Origin of the sequence: Corynebacterium sp. 401_CJEI, from assembly GCF_001076435.1 — a bacterium.
Classification (GTDB): Bacteria; Actinomycetota; Actinomycetes; order Mycobacteriales; family Mycobacteriaceae; genus Corynebacterium; species Corynebacterium jeikeium_D.
Window position 1 is genome coordinate 61,140 of sequence record NZ_JVIP01000018.1, and the last position, 19,372, is coordinate 80,511.

Sequence of the window (19,372 nt, forward strand, 5' to 3'; positions counted from 1 at the left end):
GTTTTTCACTGGAAGAACCCACTTACGAACTCAGGGAATTCGGCAATGATGGCCGCAATGGGCAAAATAACGGCGATACTGCAGGCCTCGGTTAGCTCAGCTATGCGGCGCGTTGTAGGTGAGATGCGTGACGCGGGAAATGCGGCTAAGGCGGTGGCTGCAAGCATGGGGACGACCAGGCCAGCGGCGACTGGCCAATTGCCCTCGAACCACTGTTGAAAGGCGACGGCCACAATGACGGCAAGACCAGCTAAAGCAGTACAGGTGGAAGCTACTTTCCGGGCTTGGCCACGGGAGTGAATTGCACAAAAGACTATGACAGCAGCAGCCATGCCTAGAGGCCACCACTTGTTCGCATAGGCTCCGGAGAAAAGTACCACCAGGGTGAAGATGCTGAGACTTCCGGTGCCACTGCAGAGGATGCCATCGAGAATCCACCCCGCTCGCTTAGGTGCGTTGTGGGATATTTCGGGAGTTTCGCTGTCATCGAAGCTCTCGCCGGCGGCAGGGACTTTGGGTACGCGAATACCGGCAGCCTTGATAGCGATGGAAGGTGCCAGCAGTATCAGGATGACTGCACTAGCAGCGGTGAGCGCTCCTGATTGAACCGAGTTGTGGAAAAGTGCGACAGCCGCAGCGTAAATACCGAAGGTAACTGCAGCACTGAGACTCGTCGCGCCCAGGGTAACGGTGATGCGGTTGTCGCCGTCGCCGGTGTTGGAAATGAGAAAAATCAAACCGATGACGGCAAGCGCGACACTAATCGCAGCAGTCGGCGGCCAGTCGGTGAGTATGCGGTGTAGGTCGAGGCCAACGAAGCAGAGCCCCGAAGAGGTGCCCAGAATGAGCACTTGCAGCTCCAGGGACATGACAATCGCCGGTTTTGCGCTACGCAACAGAGCCAGGCGCAGTCCACCGGCTACTGCCAGCAGCGCGATGAAGCTGATTGCCGCGGCCAGTGTGGAATCGGTACTGCTCAAGCTCAATGAGGCAGCTGCGATTGAAGCTGTGGCCACGAGGGCTGCGGTACAGCCAACAACCAAATCAGCCGTCCCGATACCGTCGGTATAGGTGGTGTCGGTAATAGCATCGGCGGCATCGAAGAGCCGAGGTTTGGGCACGGGACCTGGGTCGTTGATAACAACCAGGCGTTCGCCTGGTGCAATACCGGCATCGTTCAGGGTGTCGTCGGCAAGCAAAATCGTGCCAGTGGCGGTCCGTAGCTGCCACTGTGCCAGCGGGAAGTCCGCAATGTCGATATCGAAAATTTGCAGGATATCCGGTACAAGTGCGGCGATTGCGACGTTGGTCGGTAATGCAAGGTCTGCGTGTGCTCGGTTGGTGTCTTCGGGCATGTGTGCGGCATCAATGCGCACGCGAATGAGTTCCCCCAGCATGTATTTCCCCCATGAATTCTGCATGCTTTAGTCCCTCTAGAGTGTCGTACAACTCGCTAGAGCGCTACTCGGAGTAGTAACTGCGCGTGCCCCCGCTATCAGTTTCGGTCATGCGCTGCGAGAATCCGGAGTGTGTTTTAAGCTATGCGTACACCGATTGGTCGGGGGATTGGCCGTCGAGTGAACACAAGGGGCGACACATAGCGGGGGGGGGGATTTTTGTGACTAGTGCACAGGCGGAGATTTCGGCTACCCGAAAAGCGGGGCTGCAGCCTATGACAGGCACAATCGCGCCGGATGCGCCACCGGAAGCGCCGGAACCACAGTCGGTGCCGCTGATGCGTGCACTCATGCCGTTAATCATGGTCGTGGCAGTGGTTGGCATGGTGGTGTTGATGTTTGTCTCTGGGATGGGACGTAACCCGATGTCGTTTATGTTTCCGCTGATGATGGTGTTTTCCACTGTGGGCATGATGGTGTCGGGCGGGGCGGGAAATAAGGACATGGCACCGGTGCGGAAGGACTATCAGAGGCATTTGTCCAGTATTCGCCGCGCGGTGGCGAAAGCAGCGAGGATGCAGCGTGAATCGGCGCAGTTTATCCACCCTCGGCCTGGAACTCTGTGGCAGCTGGGGGCGATGGGGCGGGCGTGCGAACGCCGAAAGGGGGACCCGGATTTCTTGCAGCTGCGCATCGGGGTGGCAACGCAGCAGCCCGCAACGCCCGTAACACCACCGGCAATTCCGGCGCCGGAGAAACTGGATCCGGTTTCCGCCGTAGCACTGCGGGAAGTTATTCGATCGGCTCGTCAGGTTGAGGGCGTGCCCTTTGCCATAGATGTGTCAGCCTTTGAGATCATCGCGCTCACTGGAGATACCGCGGCGCAGGGGCTGGCTCGAGCAATGGTCGCCCAAGCTGCTGCGCTGCATCATCCGGAGGATTGCCTGATTGCAGTTGTGGGAGATGAGTGGGAATGGCTGAAATGGACGCCACACCACGGACACCCCGCAGTTACTGATGCCTGTGGCCCAGCGCGGTTGCGGGCGGCGACGTGTGCGCAGCTGACTGAGCTGCTCACGGCTATCGACATACTGCCAGCTGCAGTGCTGATTGTGCTGGCGGATTCGAACGGACAGCACGATGTCACTGAACTGACACCGATTTTTGACGCGGCGGGGTCGGAGACCTCGGTAGTTTTGCTGACCGTCGTGGAAGCGCAGTCAACGTTGTGGGAGGCAGCGGTTCACCATGGCATCGCGCTGGTTGTTTCCGCTACTGCTGTGCATGCGGAAACTGCGTCCGGACGGGAGGAGATTGGCGTACCTGATCAGCTGAGTCCAGCAGAAGCGGAGGTGCTTGGGCGGAGCTTGGCGCGTTTTGAAGTGCCAACAAGCGCAGATGATTCTGTTAAGACCTCGGAAGACCCGGTCATGGAGGAGCTCGGGCTGTACCCGCCTCCGACAACTCTGCGCTACCGACCGCGCTACGGCAGTGCTCGTCTGCGCATTCCTGTTGGAGCTGATGACGGTGGTGCTCCGGTCTATCTGGATTTTAAGGAGAGTGCTGAGGGCGGCATGGGGCCACACGGTCTGTGCGTTGGTGCCACAGGGTCGGGTAAGTCGGAATTCCTCCGAACGACCGTGGTAGGGCTCGCAGCTACGCACAGCCCGGATCAGTTGAACTTTGTGCTGGTGGACTTCAAAGGCGGGGCGACGTTTCTGGGACTGGATCAATTGCCTCATGTCTCGGCGGTGATTACCAACTTGGAGCAGGAGCTTATCCTGGTCAACCGCATGGAAGACGCACTGCGCGGTGAGATGACGCGGCGCCAAGAGCAGCTGCGCGCTGCAGGGAATTTCGCCGGTGTCAGCGATTATGAGCAAGCCCGGCGCGCTGGGCAGATAGATGCGCCACCCATGCCCGCGTTGCTGATTGTGGTGGATGAGTTTTCAGAGCTGCTCTCCGCACGCCCGGAGTTTGCTGAGCTCTTCGTTGCGATTGGTCGGTTGGGGCGCAGTTTGCACATGCATTTGCTGCTGGCCAGTCAGCGTCTGGAGGAAGGCCGCTTGCGCGGGTTGGAAAGCCATCTTTCCTATCGTATTGGGTTGAAGACCTTTTCCGTCGCGGAGTCCCGCAGCGTGCTGGGCGTTCCGGACGCCTATCATCTGCCGGCCATCCCGGGCATTGGATATATCAAATCTGCTGCCGCCGAGCCGGTGCGGTTTCGGTCGGCGTATGTTTCCGGCCCGGTGGTCCGTCCGCAGCCTATTGACGGTGCGACGGCTGGGGCAGAGCAGGGGCTGCAGGGCCAGGCCGTAGCTGTCGCTGAATTTACCGCTGAAAATTGGACGCGGGAGGCTTTCGGTGCGTCGTCAAGCGATGGTGGAATGGCCGATCCGCCTGCGCAGACATCGGAGCAGACGGTGCTCGGTGCCGTGGTGGCAGCGGTGTCGCACGTACCGACACGTGCGCATCGGGTGTGGCTGCCACCATTGCCGGAGGCCATCGAGCTTCAGCCCGACGAGCAGCTGCCGCGACAGCGATTGACCGGTGTGATTGGGCTGGTGGACAAGCCGCTGTTTCAGCGTCAGGACCCACTGCGTATTGACCTGCGCACGACCGGCGGGCACATGGCAATCGTCGGAGCGCCGCGGTCAGGAAAGACCACTGCCGCACGCACAGCGATCCTCGCGCTTGCCGACGGCATCAGCGCCCGTGACCTGCATTTTTATATCGTCGACTGTGGTGCGGGCGGCTTGAGCGACCTGGCTGAGTTGCCGCATGTCGCGTCGGTTGCACACCGCGGAGACGAGGAGCTTATTCGCCGTACGATTGGTTTTTTGCGTCGTGAGGTAAGTCGTCGGGAACAGCTCTTTCGCACTAATGGATGGCTCTCTCCGGAAGTAGCACGGGCGGCAGGACAGCCGGATTCGGTGTTGGTCATTGACGGCTGGGGTGCGTTCAAAACGGAGTTTCCGGCGCTGAGTGACGATGTGCAGGCGCTGGTTGCAGATGGATTGGCGGTGGGAATTCATGTCCTGCTCACGGCCTATCGCTGGACGGACATGAGACCTGCCGTTCGCGACCTGATTGGTACTCGGATCGAGCTGCGGCAGGCGGAGTCGATGGATTCAATGATTGACCGTAAGGCAGCGGAGCTGGTGCCGGAGAGCCCAGGACGCGGAGTCGCGCCGGGCGGGTTTGCGATACTGGTAGCTCTCACCGGCGCTGCGGACACTAAGCGGATTGCAGAGACAGCGCCGCACGGTGAGCAGGCACCAAAGCTCCAGTTGTTGCCGCGGCGGATTGATATTGCGCGTTTGCCGCGACCAGCGGCCGCTGCGAGAGGTGCGATTGCAGTGGGGCTCGAAGAAGCCGGTCTGGGCGCGGTGATATTCCACCCAGAAAAGGATCGTCACCTACTGATATTCGGTTCGGCGGGCAGCGGCAGAACCGCCGCGCTGAGGGGCATCGTTCACCAGTTGCGGTACTCGCAGTCGGACTCGAAATTCGTCGTAATTGACTACCGCCGTGGGCTAATGGAGGCCGTGCCCCAAGAGCGGCTGGCCGGCTATGCGGGCTCGGCTGCGGTGGCGACACCCATGCTGGCAGAGCTGGCAGAGGTACTGAAGGCTCGTCTCCCGCAACCGGATATCACCCCAGCGCAGTTGAAGGCCCGAAATTGGTGGAGTGGTCCAACCATCAATGTCATCGTGGACGACTATGACCTCGTGGCCGGCTCGCGGGGTAACCCCTTGCAGCCGCTGGCAGAAGTCATCGCTCACGCCGCCGACATTGGGCTCAATATCTTTTTTGCCCGTCGAATCAGCGGGGCGTTGCGATCCCTCCACGACCCGGTCATGGGTGCGGTTAAGGACCAGGGTGCCAGCGTCTTTGTTATGGACGGCACACGCGACGACGGCCCCATCCTCGGCGTAAAGCCTTGCGAGCAGCCGCCGGGCCGTGGCTATTGGGTGGCGCACGGCCAGAGTCCGCAGGTTGTGCAGTTGGGGTGGTTGGATACCGCTGGTGACCAGGAGGACAGTTGATGATTCGGGTCGAATCTTCCTCCACCACCCAGACCCCGACGCTGCGCCACGGCACCTGGCACCTGTGGGGACTCGCGGCACCTGCAGACACCGCAGAACCGGCGGTGCATGGCCCTAGACCGCTTCTCGAGAGCATGCAAACAGTCATTGTGCCCAGCTATTGGGGTGCTGTGCGACAGTGCCGGTTGGCCTCCGCGCTATTGGCTACCGAACTCAATCCGTACATCCTGACGCTTGCCGACGCCGTTGTGGAACTCGATGAGGCAACTGTGTCTCATAGCGTGTTGGTGGAAGTAGAGGAAACGCGTGTCTGTGTCACTCGTCTGAGCGGGGGCCACATTGCCAGTCGGATGACACATTTGGTCGGAGCGAACGACAGCGCACCATTGGTGGAAACAGTCATTGCGCTGGCTTATCAGCTGACCATGTATCCGGATGCGCCCCAGGGGATACCCGATGATGTGGAAGTTAGTGGTGGGCGCGGTATCACTGAGTATCCGCCCCGCTGGCAGGAGGATATTGAGTTCATCGTCGGCGAAGTTCCACCCGGGCTAGCGAACCCGCGGCGAGCTCTACTAGTCGATCGTCTGCGCGACCGTGGATTTTTAGTCTTCGACTGCCCAGCATCGCGGCTCGGGGAGTGCGTAAATCCGGCCTGGTTGAAAAACATCGGCGACGCTGAAGCCGGTGAAGTGGAGCCGTCGGAGGATTTCGCGGGGCGGCGTCCTGCAGCCAGGGCAGAAGTCAGCTCAGCGTCGAATCAAAGCACAGTTGTGTCAGTAGCTGCCGTTGGTTTGTTGACGGTGGTGGTTCTGATTGTTGGGATTGCTGCATGGCTCATTAGTGGCGGCATAGTTAGGGAGAACGAAGGGAGACAGAAGCAGCGTGAGACATCGCACGCACAGGCTCCTCCTGTAACTACGCCTCCTGTAACGACGCCTCCATCCACATCGAAACCAGTTCCCGATTCTGCTCCAATAGTCAAACTGACCAATGCGGGCGTGGAAGCTCGGTTTCCCGGCGGGTGGGAGCTTGACTCGGCAAGTCCGTTAGACCGTCTGATTGCGGTGGATGGCGGAGATATGCGCGTCTTGGTGCTCGCTAGCCCGCTTTCGCAGGACATGGCGCTTGAACATCTAGCCGCCGCTTTGAGCAGCTCCGTTGCCGGGGATGAGACAAAGTCCGCGCCGGAACGCAGACAAGTACTGGGCACCGATGTCGTAGTCGTAGAGGAGCGGCTGCCGTCAGGTAATTCGATAGTGCTCTGGCATCACAAAGTGATGTACGGAACTCAAGTCAGTGTGGGGTGCCAGTTCAGAGGAAGGACTATTGCGCCGGTACGGCCCGTATGCGACCAGGCAGTAGTAAGCGCTCGGCCGGTGCCGTAACACGCAAGGGGCGTAGAGAAAGTGACTGGGGGATGGGCGGGGGTAGGCAGGGGTAAAGGTTGGAAAACCAAAATGGAACCGAATCGGGGTTTTTCGCGCCAAACAATATGACGGGTTTTTAACGCGGGAAGCTGGCTGGCTCGCGCGGGGAGGTAAAAATGCCGTCGTTAATCAGTCACTCAACACGAATAAGGGGGAAACAGTGGCAAACCTATTTGCAGCCGAATCAGATCAAATGACCACTACCGCGGGGGACGTCGATGGCGTCAACTCGGAAGTACAGGGCGAGCTGGGTCGCATTCGAGGCGTCGTGGACGGTCTGGCGGGGGAATGGAAGGGCCAGGCTAAAGACAGCTTCGATGATCTGATGCTTCGTTGGGATGACGCAGCTATGCGTCTATCCAATGCGCTGACGGATATCGCGGATAACATCCGCGCAAATTCCAGCAGCTTCGATGCGGGCGAGGACGAGGGGGCGTCGTCGTTCAAGCAGGTGGCAGCAGCGGGTGCGTCGTTGCTGAACCTCTAAACGTTTTATCGAATCGCACAACCACAACACTGAATCACACAACACACATCACCTTTTGGGGAAAGGGTTCTTAATGCAACCAATTAGGTACAGTTTTGGCGGCATCGACGGTGCTGCCGATGACATTCGGTCCACTTCTGGCACCATCAACGGGCTGCTCGGAGATTTGAAGAAGCGCATCGCGCCGATGGTCTCTACGTGGGAGGGTGACTCTTCGGATTCTTACCAGGAGGCTCAGCGTGAATGGGACACAGCAGCGGAGGAGCTCAATATGATTCTCACGACTATCGCGGATACGGTCAGCGCAGGTAGCCAGCGAATGGCGGATATTAACCGCCGCGCGGCAGCTAGCTGGGGATAGCTTGGTTCCTGCTTGAGGCACTTTTGATTGAGCTATGTAACCGGGGGAGGGGAGGACATTGCTCAATTGAGATCTTCAGTTAGGTATCTGCCTTTGAAGTATTCTTGCTAGCAGCACTCCAGGGGGGAAAGGCCAGTCTCAGCAGTTTGCGGCTGAGACTGGCTTTGGCATTTTTTGTTCTAGTGCCATCTCAAGGTAGAGTAGTCAAACTGTGTGCGCACACGTGAATGTTGCCTCGGGTCTCCACCGGCCGCCGGGGAATAACAACAGTGTGCACGGTGGCTGGCAAATCTACACGGACCCTAAAAGGAGTCATGTTGTCTACTTTCCATCCGAAGGACGGTGACATCGAGCGCAAGTGGTACGTCATCGACGCTACCGACGTTGTTCTCGGCCGTCTGGCTACTCACGCCGCAGACTTGCTGCGCGGTAAGGGCAAGGCTTACTTCGCCCCTAACGTCGACTGCGGTGACCACGTCATCATCATCAACGCCGATAAGGTGCACGTCTCCTCGAACAAGCGGGAACGTGAGATGCGCTACCGCCACTCGGGCTTCCCGGGTGGCCTGAAGTCGATGACCCTGGGTCGTTCCCTCGAGGTTCACCCGGAGCGTGTTATCGCTGAGGCTATTGAGGGCATGATGCCGCACAACAAGCTTTCGCGTGCGTCCATCAAGAAGCTGCACGTCTTCGCCGGTTCCGAGCACCCGTTCGCCGGTCAGAAGCCTGAAAACTACGAGATCAAGGCGGTGGCACAGTGACCAACCCACAGGACGTCAATGAGAACCAGAACGTAGAGGCCACCGAGGCTTCCTACGATGATGTTCAGGCTGCCGCTGCTGCTGCCACTGAAGAGTTCACCTCTTCCATCGGCGACGCAGTTGCTACCGAGACCGAGGCTGAGGCTGCTCCGGCTGCACCGCTGACCCTGGATCGTCCGATTCAGACTGTCGGTCGTCGTAAGCGCGCTGTCGCCCGCGTCGTTCTGACCGCTGGTTCCGGCAAGATTGTCTGCAACGGCCGCGAGCTCGAGGATTACTTCCCGAACAAGCTGCACCAGCAGGAGATCAAGGATCCGCTGGTCCTGGTCGAGCGCGAGAGCCAGTTCGACATCAAGGCCAACATCAACGGTGGTGGCCCGTCCGGTCAGGCCGGTGCTCTGCGCCTGGCTATTGCTCGTGCCCTGAACGAGTTCAACCCGGAGGAGCGCAGCGTTCTCAAGAAGGCTGGCTTCCTCACCCGCGACGCTCGTGCTGTCGAGCGCAAGAAGGCTGGTCTGCACAAGGCCCGTCGCGCACCGCAGTACTCCAAGCGTTAAGCTTTACTGCTTCGAAAAGCACCTCAGTTTGCGTATTACACGCAAGCCGAGGTGCTTTTTTGGTTAAAGTCCGCAGTGACCAGGCATGGCTGCATTTTTGGGACAAGCCCCGTACGTTAGACTTTTATCCGTTAAAAACTGCCGCGAGAATCGTTTATCGCGGTGCGATTGCAGTGCGATGAAAGTGCGATTGCAGTGCGATGGGAAGAAGGAAACCGTATGGCGGTGAGCACCACAGCCACCAAGACCTCCGACGCGAAGAGCTCCTCTAGCTCGTCGTCGGTGGCGAAGCATCCCTTCCGCATTCGACGCGTACCAGGCATTGATGGGCTGCGCGGTCTGGCCGTTGCCACAGTGGTGATCTACCACTACTTCGATAATGTGCTGCCCGGTGGCTACATCGGTGTGGATATCTTCTTCGTGCTCTCCGGATTTCTTATCACCTCGCTTCTGGTGCGCGAACGCGCGGTCACTGGGCGCATCGATCTAAAGGACTTCTGGCTCCGTCGACTGCGCCGCATCGCTCCGGCTGCGATGTTCGTGTTGTTTATTTCCATCGCCGTCGCAGGTCTGGTCGGCGGGGATCCCGCTGTTGGCTTGTCGACGCAGTTTCTCGGCACGGTCTTTTTCGTCAATAACTGGACGCAGATTGCGGGTTCTCAGTCCTATTTCGCGGATTCCGGAGTGCAGCTGTTAGCGCACTACTGGTCACTGTCGGTGGAGGAGCAGTTCTACTTGCTCTGGCCATTGATCTTTGTGGCTCTTCTCGCCCTGAAGCTGGCATCTCGCAAGCTGGCAGCAGTGGCGGGCATTGGGGCGGTTGCTTCTTTCGTGTGGATGGTCTCGCTCTACGATCCGAAGGTCGACCCCACGAGGGTCTACTACGGTACCGATACTCACGCCTTTGGACTCCTGTTTGGCGCGGCCCTCGCATTGTGGTTGACATCGACGTCGTCACGCGCAGAGGCGGACTCCTGGCCACGCACAGAACCCCTGCTGCGGGACTTCTTTGGCAGTTCTGCCCAAGCTTTCGTAGTGGCCTCGCTGCCTCTGATCTTCCTTTCGTTGGTTCTGCTGATGATGTCGGATACTGCGTCGGCGACTTACCGCGGTGGGTTGGTGTTCGCCTCGTTGCTGTCGGTGGCGATTCTCTATCTTGTCGTTCGCGGTGTCTCACCCGTGCGTCAGATTTTTGAGTTCAAGCCACTGTGCTGGCTGGGAAAGATTTCCTTCTCGCTGTACCTGTGGCACTGGCCGGTCATCGTGCTCATCCGCGAACTGCTGGAGCGCAATGAGGCCATGCAGTATGAGAACCTCGCTGCCTTCGCAGGCATCGCGCTATCGCTGCTTTTGGCGAACTGGTCGTACAAGAATGTGGAATCGCCAATTCGCCGGATGGGTTACCGCCGTTGGATGTCGCAGTTTTCGGGCACGCAGTTTGCCGGTTCCTGGAAGCCGCGCGTTGCAGCAGGGCTGGCGCTGGTCGTCGTGGTTGGTGCAGTTGTGGGAATGGCCACGGCGCCGAAGATGACGCGTTTGGAGGCACAGCTACAGGAGGCAGCTGAGCGCCGTGCACAGGCACAAAAGGCGGAGGAAGCCGAGTTGGCCAAGCGCGTTATGCCGCGTGGTGACCAGATCACCGCTATCGGCGACTCTGTGATGCTCGCCTCGGCGTCCGCGTTGGAAGAGAAGCTGCCCGGTATCTATATCGATGCGGCTGTTTCTCGTGGTTATCCGGCTGCGCCAGAGATTATCGCCAGTATGAAGGCGGCGGGTACGCTCGATCCATTCGTCGTGCTGGGTCTTGGTATCAATCAGTCGGCTGCGGCATCGGACGAACACCTGTTGGATGAGATCCTCGATTCGCTGGGTGAAGACCGCATCATTGTCCTCATCAACCCGTACGGTGATCGTGTGTGGATGCCGCAGTCGGAGAGGGAAGTCCTCGACGCGGCAAAGAAGCGCGACAATGTCTATGTGTCTGACTGGTGTCATGGTGTGCGTGATGATTTGTCCAAGCTGCGCGCGGACCTTATCCACCCGACCCCGGATGGCGCCGAGGTCTATGCCAATGCCGTGGTCGATGCTTTCCAGCAGTATGCGAAGAACAAGAAACGCATTCCGGACACCTGCGGAATCTAATAAAAATCTAGTTAGTAGTGTTTCCACGGTAAAGTAAGTGGCTGTGGCCAAACAAAAGTCTTCCTCCAGTCACCGTGGATTAAAGATTTTCCTCGGCATCGTCCTCGGTATCTTCGCACTCTTCGGTGTGTTTTACGCTGTCGATTACGTGCTGAACAAGGACCATGTCCCGCGCGGGTCTACCGTCGCGGGTATTGACATCAGCACGCTGAGCGCGAATCACGCTGAGGCGAAGCTCGAAGAGCAGCTCGGTGATCTTTCCACTCATCCAGTGGCGTTTCGTGCCGGCGAACGCACGGCGGAGGTTCTGCCCGAGGAGGCGGGGCTGAGCATCGACTGGGAGAAGACGGTCGCGCAGGCGGGTAAGCAGACGGCGAACCCAGTTACCTGGGTGCGCAGTTTCTTTACTACCCGTGAGCTGGATTTGGTCAGCGATATCGATAGCTCTAAGTTCGAGCCGCAGGTCGACCGTCTCGTCGGCGAACTGACTATTGCTCCCGTCGATGGCGAGGTCAAGCTTGTCGACGGCCGCGTGGAAACAACTCCACCGGTCATCGGCCAAGATGTCGACCGCAATGCGGTCAGCGGGGATTTGGCCGCCAAGTGGTTGTCGCCGGAGGGCATCGATGTAGAGACCACCGCGCACGACCCGGCTATCGGTGAGGATCAGGTCCGTGAGGCAGCTGAAGGAGAGGCCGCCGATGCGGTGTCGGGCCCCATTGTTGCCAAGGGCCGCGATGGCAAAGATGGTGTAATTCCGCCGGAGCGCATGGCTGAAATCATCAGCTTTGTGCCGCGCGACGGTGGATTGGCCGCCGATATCAATGTCGACCGCGCACGCGAGATCCTCGAGGAGGGGCTGGCTGCTTCCGAGGTTGATAAGCGCAATGCGTCGATACGCTTTAGCGGTGGTGCGCGTGAAGTGGTCCCCTCGGTTGATGGCGTAGCCGTGAAGTGGGATGAAACTATGAAGGACTTCGCCGAGCGTGTGACTTCGACGGATAAGCGCGAGTTCGATGCGGTCTACGAGGACAAGCCCGCCACCTACACCACCGAACAAGCGGAAAGTGCCACCTTCGATGATGTCATTGGTGAGTTCACCACCGGTGGCTTCAGCTCGGCATCGGGAACAAACATTGCCCTGGTGTCGCAGATGGTCAACGGCGCATTCGTGGCGCCGGGCGATACATTCAGCCTGAACGGCTACACGGGTCCGCGCGGTACTGCGCAGGGTTTTGTCGAGTCGGGCATCATCCTCAACGGCCATGCGGATAAGGCTGTCGGCGGTGGCATTAGCCAGTTCGCTACCACTTTGTACAATGCTTCGTACTTTGCGGGCATGGAGGATGTCGCGCACACTCCGCACAGTTACTACATTTCGCGTTACCCGGCCGGCCGTGAGGCGACGGTGTACGAGGGCGCAATCGACCTAGCGTTTAAGAACAGTTCCGACACTCCGATTCTCATCGAGGCCGTTACTACTGGCTCCGACGTCACTGTGCGCATCAAGGGTGTGAAGAAGGTCAACGTTGAGTCCATCAATGGTGGACGTTGGGCATACACGCAACCACAGCGTATGCAGGTCAGTGGCAGCTCTTGCCAGCCGTCGTCGGGTGCGCAGGGCTTCACCACTTCCGATACACGCGTCATTCGGGACCTCTCGGGCGCGGAAATATCGCGTGAAACTCAGACTACGGTTTATGACCCGCAGCCAATTGTGTCCTGTGGCTAGTCTGGATTCGCCTGCGCGACCGGCTAAAGTAATACAGCATTGACAATGCAATAGTCCGCGATACCAAAACTCATAAAACCCCCAAGGAGTGGTCTAGCAACAATGGCACGTCTTTTCGGAACTGATGGCGTCCGCGGTTTGGCGAATAAGACTCTGACCGCACCGCTGGCAATGCGGCTGGGTGCTGCTGCGGCCACTGTGCTGACTAGCGGCACGAATCCGTCGGGGCGTCGTCCCCTGGCCATCGTTGGCCGCGATCCGCGTGTCTCCGGTGAGATGCTCGCCGCAGCGCTGTCTGCCGGCATGGCTTCCCAGGGCGTCGACGTTTTGCGTGTCGGCGTGCTGCCCACTCCGGCTGTCGCTTTCCTCACCGACGACTACGGTGCCGACATGGGTGTGATGATTTCGGCTTCTCACAACCCCATGCCGGACAACGGCATCAAGTTCTTCGCCGCGGGCGGCACCAAGCTTGACGACGCGGTGGAGAAGGAAATCGAACACGCTCTCCACAACCTGCCGGAGACCGGCCCCACGGGCACCGGAGTGGGGCGTGTCATCGAGGAGGCCCCAGACGGGCTCGACCGCTACCTGTTCCACCTCTCCCGTGCGGTCAGCACCAAGCTCGACGGCATTCGTGTCGTGGTGGATTGTGCAAATGGTGCTGCTTCGCAGGCCGCCCCCATGGCGTACGCGGCCGCCGGTGCCGACGTCGTCGCTATTCACGACAAGCCGAACTCCTACAACATCAACGACAACTGCGGTTCCACCCACATTGAGGTTTTGCGCGCGGCAGTGCTGGAGCACGGCGCGGATCTGGGGCTGGCTCACGATGGCGATGCCGACCGCTGCCTGGCTGTGGACTCGCAGGGCAACATCGTCGATGGTGACCAAATCATGGCCATCCTGGCCGTCGCCATGAAGGAAGAGGGGCTACTGCACCACAACACGCTGGTGGCCACTGTGATGAGTAACCTCGGCCTCAAGCTGGCGATGGAGGAAAACGATATCGCCCTGCGTACCACCAAGGTCGGCGACCGCTATGTGCTGGCTGATTTGAACGCTGGCGGTTACTCGCTCGGCGGTGAGCAGTCGGGGCACGTGGTCATTCCGGATCACGCCACCACTGGTGACGGCACCCTCACCGGTCTGTACCTCATGGCGCGGATGGCACGCACCGGTAAGTCTCTGGCTGAGCTGGCCTCCGTAATGAAGGTACTGCCGCAGACCCTTATCAACGTGCCGGTGTCCAACAAGGCCGCAATTCTGGAGTCTGATGAGGTCAAGGCCGCCATCGATGCAGCCGAGGAGAAGCTGGGTTCCACCGGTCGCGTGCTGTTGCGCCCGTCCGGCACCGAGGAGCTCTTCCGCGTCATGGTGGAGGCCGCCGATGCGGAATCGGCCCGCAAGATTGCCGGGGAGTTAGCTGCGGTTGTGGCCGCAGTCTAGAGTCAGGAGTGTGGAAATGAATGACGCGCCAGAGGACATTAAAGCCCGCTTTGCCCCGGGTGAAGCCGACATCCAGGTAGAGGTGGTCGATCGTGACGGTCGGGTTCTCGGTACCGTCGGCAAGCTTGAAGCACACGTTCCGCCGGGAATTTTGCACCGTGCTTTTTCTCTTTTCCTCTTCGATGAGCAGGGACGCATGCTGCTGCAGCGCCGTGCGGAGTCGAAGTATCACTCACCACTGCTACTGACGAATGCGACCTGCTCGCACCCACTGCCGGGGGAGCCGGTGGCCGATGCCGTTGAGCGTCGTGCGAAGGAAGAGCTCGGTGCGGATGTCTCCCAGTTGGAGGAAATCGGCATTGTTATCTACCAGGTCATCGATGATCGTTCGGGATTGGCGGAGCACGAGTACAACCACGTGTACGCCGGCATCGTCGATCCGAAGTCGGTGGATATCAACCCCGATGAGGTCGATGAAGTGGTGTACGTGACTCCGCAGGAACTCGCAGAACGTCGCGCGAACGAACCGATGACGGAGTGGTTTAACCACGTCTGGGGTGTTGGGGCGGAGAAGTTCTCCAAGTACGGTTTCGACATTGCGGGTGTGCCGGGTATCCATGGCCCAGCGGAGGCGCAGGCTGCCGCACAGTCGGTTTCGGAAAGGGATGTGTAGCTTCGTGACCAGCGTAGAAAACGCCAGCGTCGACGACTTCGGCCTCGACAAGTCCGAGGAATTGGAGACCGGGGAGTTCTATGCCCTGGCCAATGAACAGGGTGCCGCATTCGGTGAAGGGCATGCCAAGTCGATTCTGTTGGGCGAGCACTCTGTCGTCTATGGCAAGCCAGCTATCGCGCTGCCGGTGACATCGCTGCGCACGATGGCGTGGATTGACCGTGTGGAGGATTCTCCCGTCCTGTTTTCCATGGACGGCGAGGTCATTGACATCGACGAGCTGCCGGAGCGCTTTGCCTCCATCGCCGCTGCACTCCGCGCTGGCCTGCGCACCTTCGGTATTCCCGAACGCGACCTGCTGATTCGCCTCCGCTCCGGTATCCCGCCCGCCGCAGGGCTGGGTGGTTCTGCCGCTGTGGCACATGCGCTTATCGACGCAGTGCGTGATCTCGCCGATGGCACTTTGACCGAGCGTCAGCGCTTTGACCTGGTGCAGGAAGCTGAGCGTCTGGCGCACGGTAACCCCTCTGGCCTGGATGCCACGGTTGCCCGTGCTTCTCGTCCGGTCTACTTCAAGCAGGGGGAGTTCCATCCGCTGAAGGTGGCCAAGAAGATGTGGCTGGTGCTGGGGGATACCGGTGTGCGTGGCTCGACGTCGCTGGCCGTTGCCCGCGTGCGTGGTTTCGTCGATTCCCATCGAGTCCACGGCCAAGAGTTGTTGGATCACTTGGGGCAGCTGGCCGATGGCGCGGTGCACAACCTGGCCAAGGGCGATTTTGCCCGTCTGGGACATCGCATGGACTCGGCGCAGGAAGCGTTAGAGGAACTAGGTGTTGGGCATGAGTCCATCACTGATCTCGTCACTGCCGCACGTCTGGCAGGTGCCCACGGTGCAAAGCTCACTGGTGCCGGTTGCGGCGGCTGTGTGATGGCGCTGGCAGAGTCCGCCGATCACGCGGAACTGATTAGCCATGCCATGATGGGCGCCAATGCCGTTGCTACTTGGACTGTGGAGGTAAATCCCTCGTGACCACGACCGCTACCGCCATCGCTCATCCCAACATCGCTCTGATTAAATACTGGGGCAAGCGCGATGAGGACGTGCAGCTGCCGGCCACAGGTTCGCTGTCCCTTACTCTGGGCATCGCTCCGACGACCACCACGGTGTCGCTTATCGACGATCCCAGCGTCACCGCCGACTTGGGCACTTTGAACGGCCAGGAGATGGTGGGCAAGGATCTGTCCCGCGTCCAGAAGTTTTTGGATTTGGTCCGCGAGCGTGCGGGCAGCACTAGCTTCGCAGAGGTGACCAGCACCAACGAGATTCCGACGGGTGCGGGTCTGGCTTCGTCCGCGTCGGGTTTTGGCGCTCTCGCGCTGGCCGCGGCGAAGGCCTACGGCCTGGACTACACTCCGGAAAAGCTCTCGGCTCTGGCCCGTCGCGGTTCGGGCTCGGCCTGTCGCTCTATTTTCGGCGGCCTCGTTGAGTGGCTGCCCGGCGATGACGATGCTTCCAGCCACGCAGTGGCTCTGCCGGATTCCGGCCTGGATCTCTCCCTGGTCGTGGCGGTTTTGGCCCCGGGGCGCAAGAAGATTGACAGCCGTGCCGCCATGCGTCGCACGGTCGAGACATCACCGTTCTTCCCGGCCTGGGTGGAGCAGGTGCCTCGTGATATCGAGGACATGAAGGCCGCCATTGCCGCTGCGGACTTCACTGCGGTCGGCGAGCTTGCCGAGGCCAATGCCATGCGCATGCACGCCACTATGCTGGGGGCTCTTCCTCCGGTGCGGTACTGGAATCCGGATTCGGTGGCGGCTCTCGATCTCGTCGCTACGCTGCGTGACGAGGGCACCGAGTGCTACGCCACCATGGATGCCGGGCCGAACGTGAAGGTGCTGTGCCGCAGCGGCGATGCCGAGACCATCGCGGATCGTTTCCGCGCAGAGTTCGAGGATATTGACGTGCTGGTTTCCGGCTCCGGCCCCGGCGCTTACCTGGTGTAGCTGGGGGAGTAGTTGAGCAACGCTAAAGGCGGACCTATCGAAGGCGAGTCCATCGGCCGTGGCTGCGGCAAGCTGTACCTCACTGGTGAGTATGCGGTGATGGATGTCGAGGGGCTGGCCGTCATCGCAGGAGTCGACCGCTATGTGACAGTTCGGTGCCGCGATGCCGAACCATCGCAGCCGGTCTCTCGCGTGTACTCCAGCTATTACGGCCCGCAGGGGCGCGTCATTGATATCGATGCACCAGATGACATCGCTACCCATACGATTTCCCTGGTCTATCGCATTGCTGCGGGCGAGTTGGAAAACACCCCAGAGCGCCCCATAAATATCGTCATTGAATCAGACCTCGATGACGCCGACAGTGGTGCGAAGTATGGCCTGGGATCCTCCGGGGCTGTCGCTGTGGCTGTAACTCGTGCGCTGGGGACGCACCTGGGTCTGGAGCTGGATTCACTGGACGTGTACAAGATTGCGATGGTGGCCACGCTTCTGGCTGGTGCAGCTGGTTCCGGCGGCGATATCGCGTGCTCCGCGCACGGCGGGGTGGTGCTCTATCGCCGGCCGAATCCGACGGCGCTCGCAGAGCTCGTGGCGGCTGATCCTGTCGCTGCCGTGGCGGCACCGTGGCCGAATCTTCGCATTGACGCCCGCACCGACCTCGGTGGGCTACAACTGTTGGTCGGCTGGACGGGCAGTCCGGTGAAGACGGACTCGCAGTTGAAGAAGGCCGGTGGCGCAGACCGTGGTTTTGTGCGCGGGGTCTCGTCGATAAGCGAAAGACTCTGGCAGGCGCTTGCCGACGGCGACCACACCGCGGCGTTTGCCTGCCTGCGTGAGAATCGGACGCTGCTGCAGGACTATGAGCGTGAGCGTGCTGTGTGCATCGAGACGGAGAAACTGAAAGCGCTCGCCGACATCGCCGATGGCGCGGGGTCTGCGGGCAAGAGCAGTGGCTCCGGTGGTGGTGACTGTGGAATCGCGCTGGTGGGAGTCTCAAAAGATGCCGATGCCGAGGAGACTGCCGCGGACATCACCGCGCGCTGGCAAGCCGCTGGCATCCGGCCGTTGCCGCTGAAGCTGGCCGCTCAACTTTGACCACAGTTTTTTGACCGTAGAATTTAAGACAGCTGAAATTTACAGAAGCTGGGAACCGAAGCTGCATGCAGCTAGAAAGGGTCGCTTAGGACAATGGCTGAAAAGAGCTCGCACGACCTGGAATATGCACACGTACCGCTGAGCTGGATTGGTCCGGTGCGCATTAGTGGCAACGTCATGAATGACGAGGTGAAGATTCCGCTGGCGACTTACGAGACCCCGCTGTGGCCGTCGTGTGGTCGCGGTGCGAAGGTCTCCCGCATGATCGAAGGTGGCATTACCTGCACTTTCGTCGGTGAGAAGATGACCCGATCGGTGATTTTCACTCTCGACTCGGCAGCGGATGCCGTCATTGCGCGCGACAACATCCTGTCTCGTTATGACGAGCTGAAGAAGGTCGTGGAGTCCTCCTCGCGTTTTGCCAAGCTGGTAGATATTCACTTCCAGATCGCATCGCGTCTTCTCTTTGTCCGCTTTGACTTCTTCTCCGGTGATGCCTCGGGCCACAACATGGCCACGCTGGCGTCTGAGCGTTTGATGTCCTACCTGATGGAGCAGATGCCAGAGTTGGGCTATGGCTCCATCTCGGGCAACTACTGCACCGATAAGAAGACCTCCGCCGTCAATGGCATTCTGGGCCGCGGTAAGTACGTGATCGCCGAGGCCGTCATTCCGGAGCCGGTTGTCCGCGAGCGTCTGCGCACTACCGCCAAGCGCCTGGCTGAGCTCAACGAACGCAAGAACCTCGTCGGCTCCATCATGGCGGGCTCACTGCGCAGCGGTAATGCGCACTACGCCAATATGTTGCTGGGCTTTTACCTCGCTACCGGTCAGGACGCTGCGAATATCGTCGAAGGCTCGCAGGGACTGACGCAGGTAGAGGCGCTTGACGACGGCTCCGTGCGCTTTAGCTGCACCCTGCCACATTTGATCGTCGGTTCCGTGGGCAACGGCAAGGGCTTGGACTTCGTGGAGAAGAATCTCACAGCGCTGGGCTGCAAGGAGGACCGTGAGCCGGGCGAGAATGCCCGTCGTCTAGCAGCGTGCTGCGCGGCAATCGTCTGGTGTGGTGAGCTTTCCCTGCTCGCGGCACAGACGAACCCGGGTGAGCTGATGGAGGCGCACGTTTCTATCGAGCGTGCGAAGTAGTGGTTTGTGAATAGTCGTTTGCGACAATTCGCAAAACCTAAGACAAATCTCAGGTAAACGCGCTAGATTTCTGTAGTAGGCAATTA

At 59.8% G+C, this 19,372-nt stretch carries 15 protein-coding genes; 14 read left to right on the forward strand and 1 reads right to left on the reverse strand.

Features of this window, described 5'->3' with window-relative positions; translation table 11 throughout:
- Positions 1-5: 5 nt before the first annotated feature.
- Positions 6-1,421 (reverse strand): type VII secretion integral membrane protein EccD, encoded by a 1,416-nt coding sequence (gene eccD / locus ADM64_RS04205; RefSeq protein WP_224783772.1) that lies wholly within the window; start codon positions 1,419-1,421, stop codon positions 6-8.
- 197 nt (positions 1,422-1,618) lie between these two features.
- Between eccD and eccCa the strand changes: the two genes are divergently transcribed.
- From eccCa to ADM64_RS04275, 14 genes are all read left to right on the forward strand, one after another.
- Entirely contained in the window at positions 1,619-5,446 is a 3,828-nt protein-coding gene (gene eccCa, locus ADM64_RS04210) for a type VII secretion protein EccCa (protein ID WP_160313714.1), read from the forward strand.
- Positions 5,446-6,834 carry a type VII secretion-associated protein gene (locus ADM64_RS04215; protein ID WP_049193242.1) on the forward strand — a complete coding sequence of 463 codons (1,389 nt, stop codon included), beginning with the start codon at positions 5,446-5,448 and terminating at the stop codon, positions 6,832-6,834. Before eccCa ends, ADM64_RS04215 begins: the two co-directional genes overlap by 1 nt.
- A 202-nt stretch (positions 6,835-7,036) precedes the next feature.
- A complete protein-coding gene (locus ADM64_RS04220) occupies positions 7,037-7,363 on the forward strand; it encodes a WXG100 family type VII secretion target (RefSeq protein ID WP_005510029.1) in 327 nt (108 codons plus the stop codon).
- Between the two features lie 73 nt (positions 7,364-7,436).
- A complete protein-coding gene (locus tag ADM64_RS04225; protein ID WP_016422090.1) occupies positions 7,437-7,724 on the forward strand; it encodes a WXG100 family type VII secretion target in 288 nt (95 codons plus the stop codon).
- Between the two features lie 317 nt (positions 7,725-8,041).
- Positions 8,042-8,485 (forward strand): 50S ribosomal protein L13, encoded by a 444-nt coding sequence (rplM, locus tag ADM64_RS04230; RefSeq protein WP_005509852.1) that lies wholly within the window; start codon positions 8,042-8,044, stop codon positions 8,483-8,485.
- Positions 8,482-9,042, forward strand: coding sequence for a 30S ribosomal protein S9 (gene rpsI / locus ADM64_RS04235; protein WP_016422091.1), 561 nt, complete (start codon positions 8,482-8,484; stop codon positions 9,040-9,042). The genes rplM and rpsI overlap by 4 nt, the downstream gene beginning before the upstream one ends.
- A 219-nt stretch (positions 9,043-9,261) precedes the next feature.
- On the forward strand, positions 9,262-11,184 hold the full coding sequence (locus tag ADM64_RS04240; RefSeq protein WP_049169981.1) for an acyltransferase family protein: 1,923 nt from the start codon (positions 9,262-9,264) through the stop codon (positions 11,182-11,184).
- Between the two features lie 43 nt (positions 11,185-11,227).
- The gene (locus tag ADM64_RS04245; RefSeq protein WP_049193322.1) at positions 11,228-12,916 is read left to right on the forward strand and encodes a VanW family protein; all 1,689 of its coding nucleotides are present in this window, start codon (positions 11,228-11,230) and stop codon (positions 12,914-12,916) included.
- 102 nt (positions 12,917-13,018) lie between these two features.
- Positions 13,019-14,362 (forward strand): phosphoglucosamine mutase, encoded by a 1,344-nt coding sequence (gene glmM, locus ADM64_RS04250; protein ID WP_016422094.1) that lies wholly within the window; start codon positions 13,019-13,021, stop codon positions 14,360-14,362.
- 16 nt (positions 14,363-14,378) lie between these two features.
- Entirely contained in the window at positions 14,379-15,035 is a 657-nt protein-coding gene (gene idi / locus ADM64_RS04255) for an isopentenyl-diphosphate Delta-isomerase (protein WP_049182338.1), read from the forward strand.
- A gap of 4 nt (positions 15,036-15,039) precedes the next feature.
- Positions 15,040-16,065: a mevalonate kinase gene (gene mvk / locus ADM64_RS04260; RefSeq protein WP_241486327.1), complete on the forward strand. Its 1,026-nt coding sequence runs from the start codon at positions 15,040-15,042 to the stop codon at positions 16,063-16,065.
- Positions 16,062-17,039, forward strand: a complete 978-nt coding sequence (gene mvaD, locus ADM64_RS04265; RefSeq protein WP_049193246.1) for a diphosphomevalonate decarboxylase — start codon at positions 16,062-16,064, stop codon at positions 17,037-17,039. Before mvk ends, mvaD begins: the two co-directional genes overlap by 4 nt.
- A 12-nt stretch (positions 17,040-17,051) precedes the next feature.
- Positions 17,052-18,137 (forward strand): phosphomevalonate kinase, encoded by a 1,086-nt coding sequence (locus ADM64_RS04270; protein WP_049193248.1) that lies wholly within the window; start codon positions 17,052-17,054, stop codon positions 18,135-18,137.
- Between the two features lie 93 nt (positions 18,138-18,230).
- Complete coding sequence (locus tag ADM64_RS04275) at positions 18,231-19,286, forward strand: hydroxymethylglutaryl-CoA reductase (NADPH) (protein ID WP_016422099.1); 1,056 nt, start codon at positions 18,231-18,233, stop codon at positions 19,284-19,286.
- The last annotated feature ends 86 nt before the right edge of the window (positions 19,287-19,372 follow it).

Excerpts from the sequence above, each read along its gene's own strand:
- eccD (WP_224783772.1), bottom strand. The coding sequence starts at position 1,421 with ATGCAGAATTCATGGGGGAAATACATGCTGGGGGAACTCATTCGCGTG.
- ADM64_RS04215 (WP_049193242.1), top strand. The coding sequence starts at position 5,446 with ATGATTCGGGTCGAATCTTCCTCCACCACCCAGACCCCGACGCTGCGC.
- ADM64_RS04225 (WP_016422090.1), top strand. The coding sequence starts at position 7,437 with ATGCAACCAATTAGGTACAGTTTTGGCGGCATCGACGGTGCTGCCGAT.
- ADM64_RS04240 (WP_049169981.1), top strand. The coding sequence starts at position 9,262 with ATGGCGGTGAGCACCACAGCCACCAAGACCTCCGACGCGAAGAGCTCC.
- glmM (WP_016422094.1), top strand. The coding sequence starts at position 13,019 with ATGGCACGTCTTTTCGGAACTGATGGCGTCCGCGGTTTGGCGAATAAG.
- idi (WP_049182338.1), top strand. The coding sequence starts at position 14,379 with ATGAATGACGCGCCAGAGGACATTAAAGCCCGCTTTGCCCCGGGTGAA.
- ADM64_RS04275 (WP_016422099.1), top strand. The coding sequence starts at position 18,231 with ATGGCTGAAAAGAGCTCGCACGACCTGGAATATGCACACGTACCGCTG.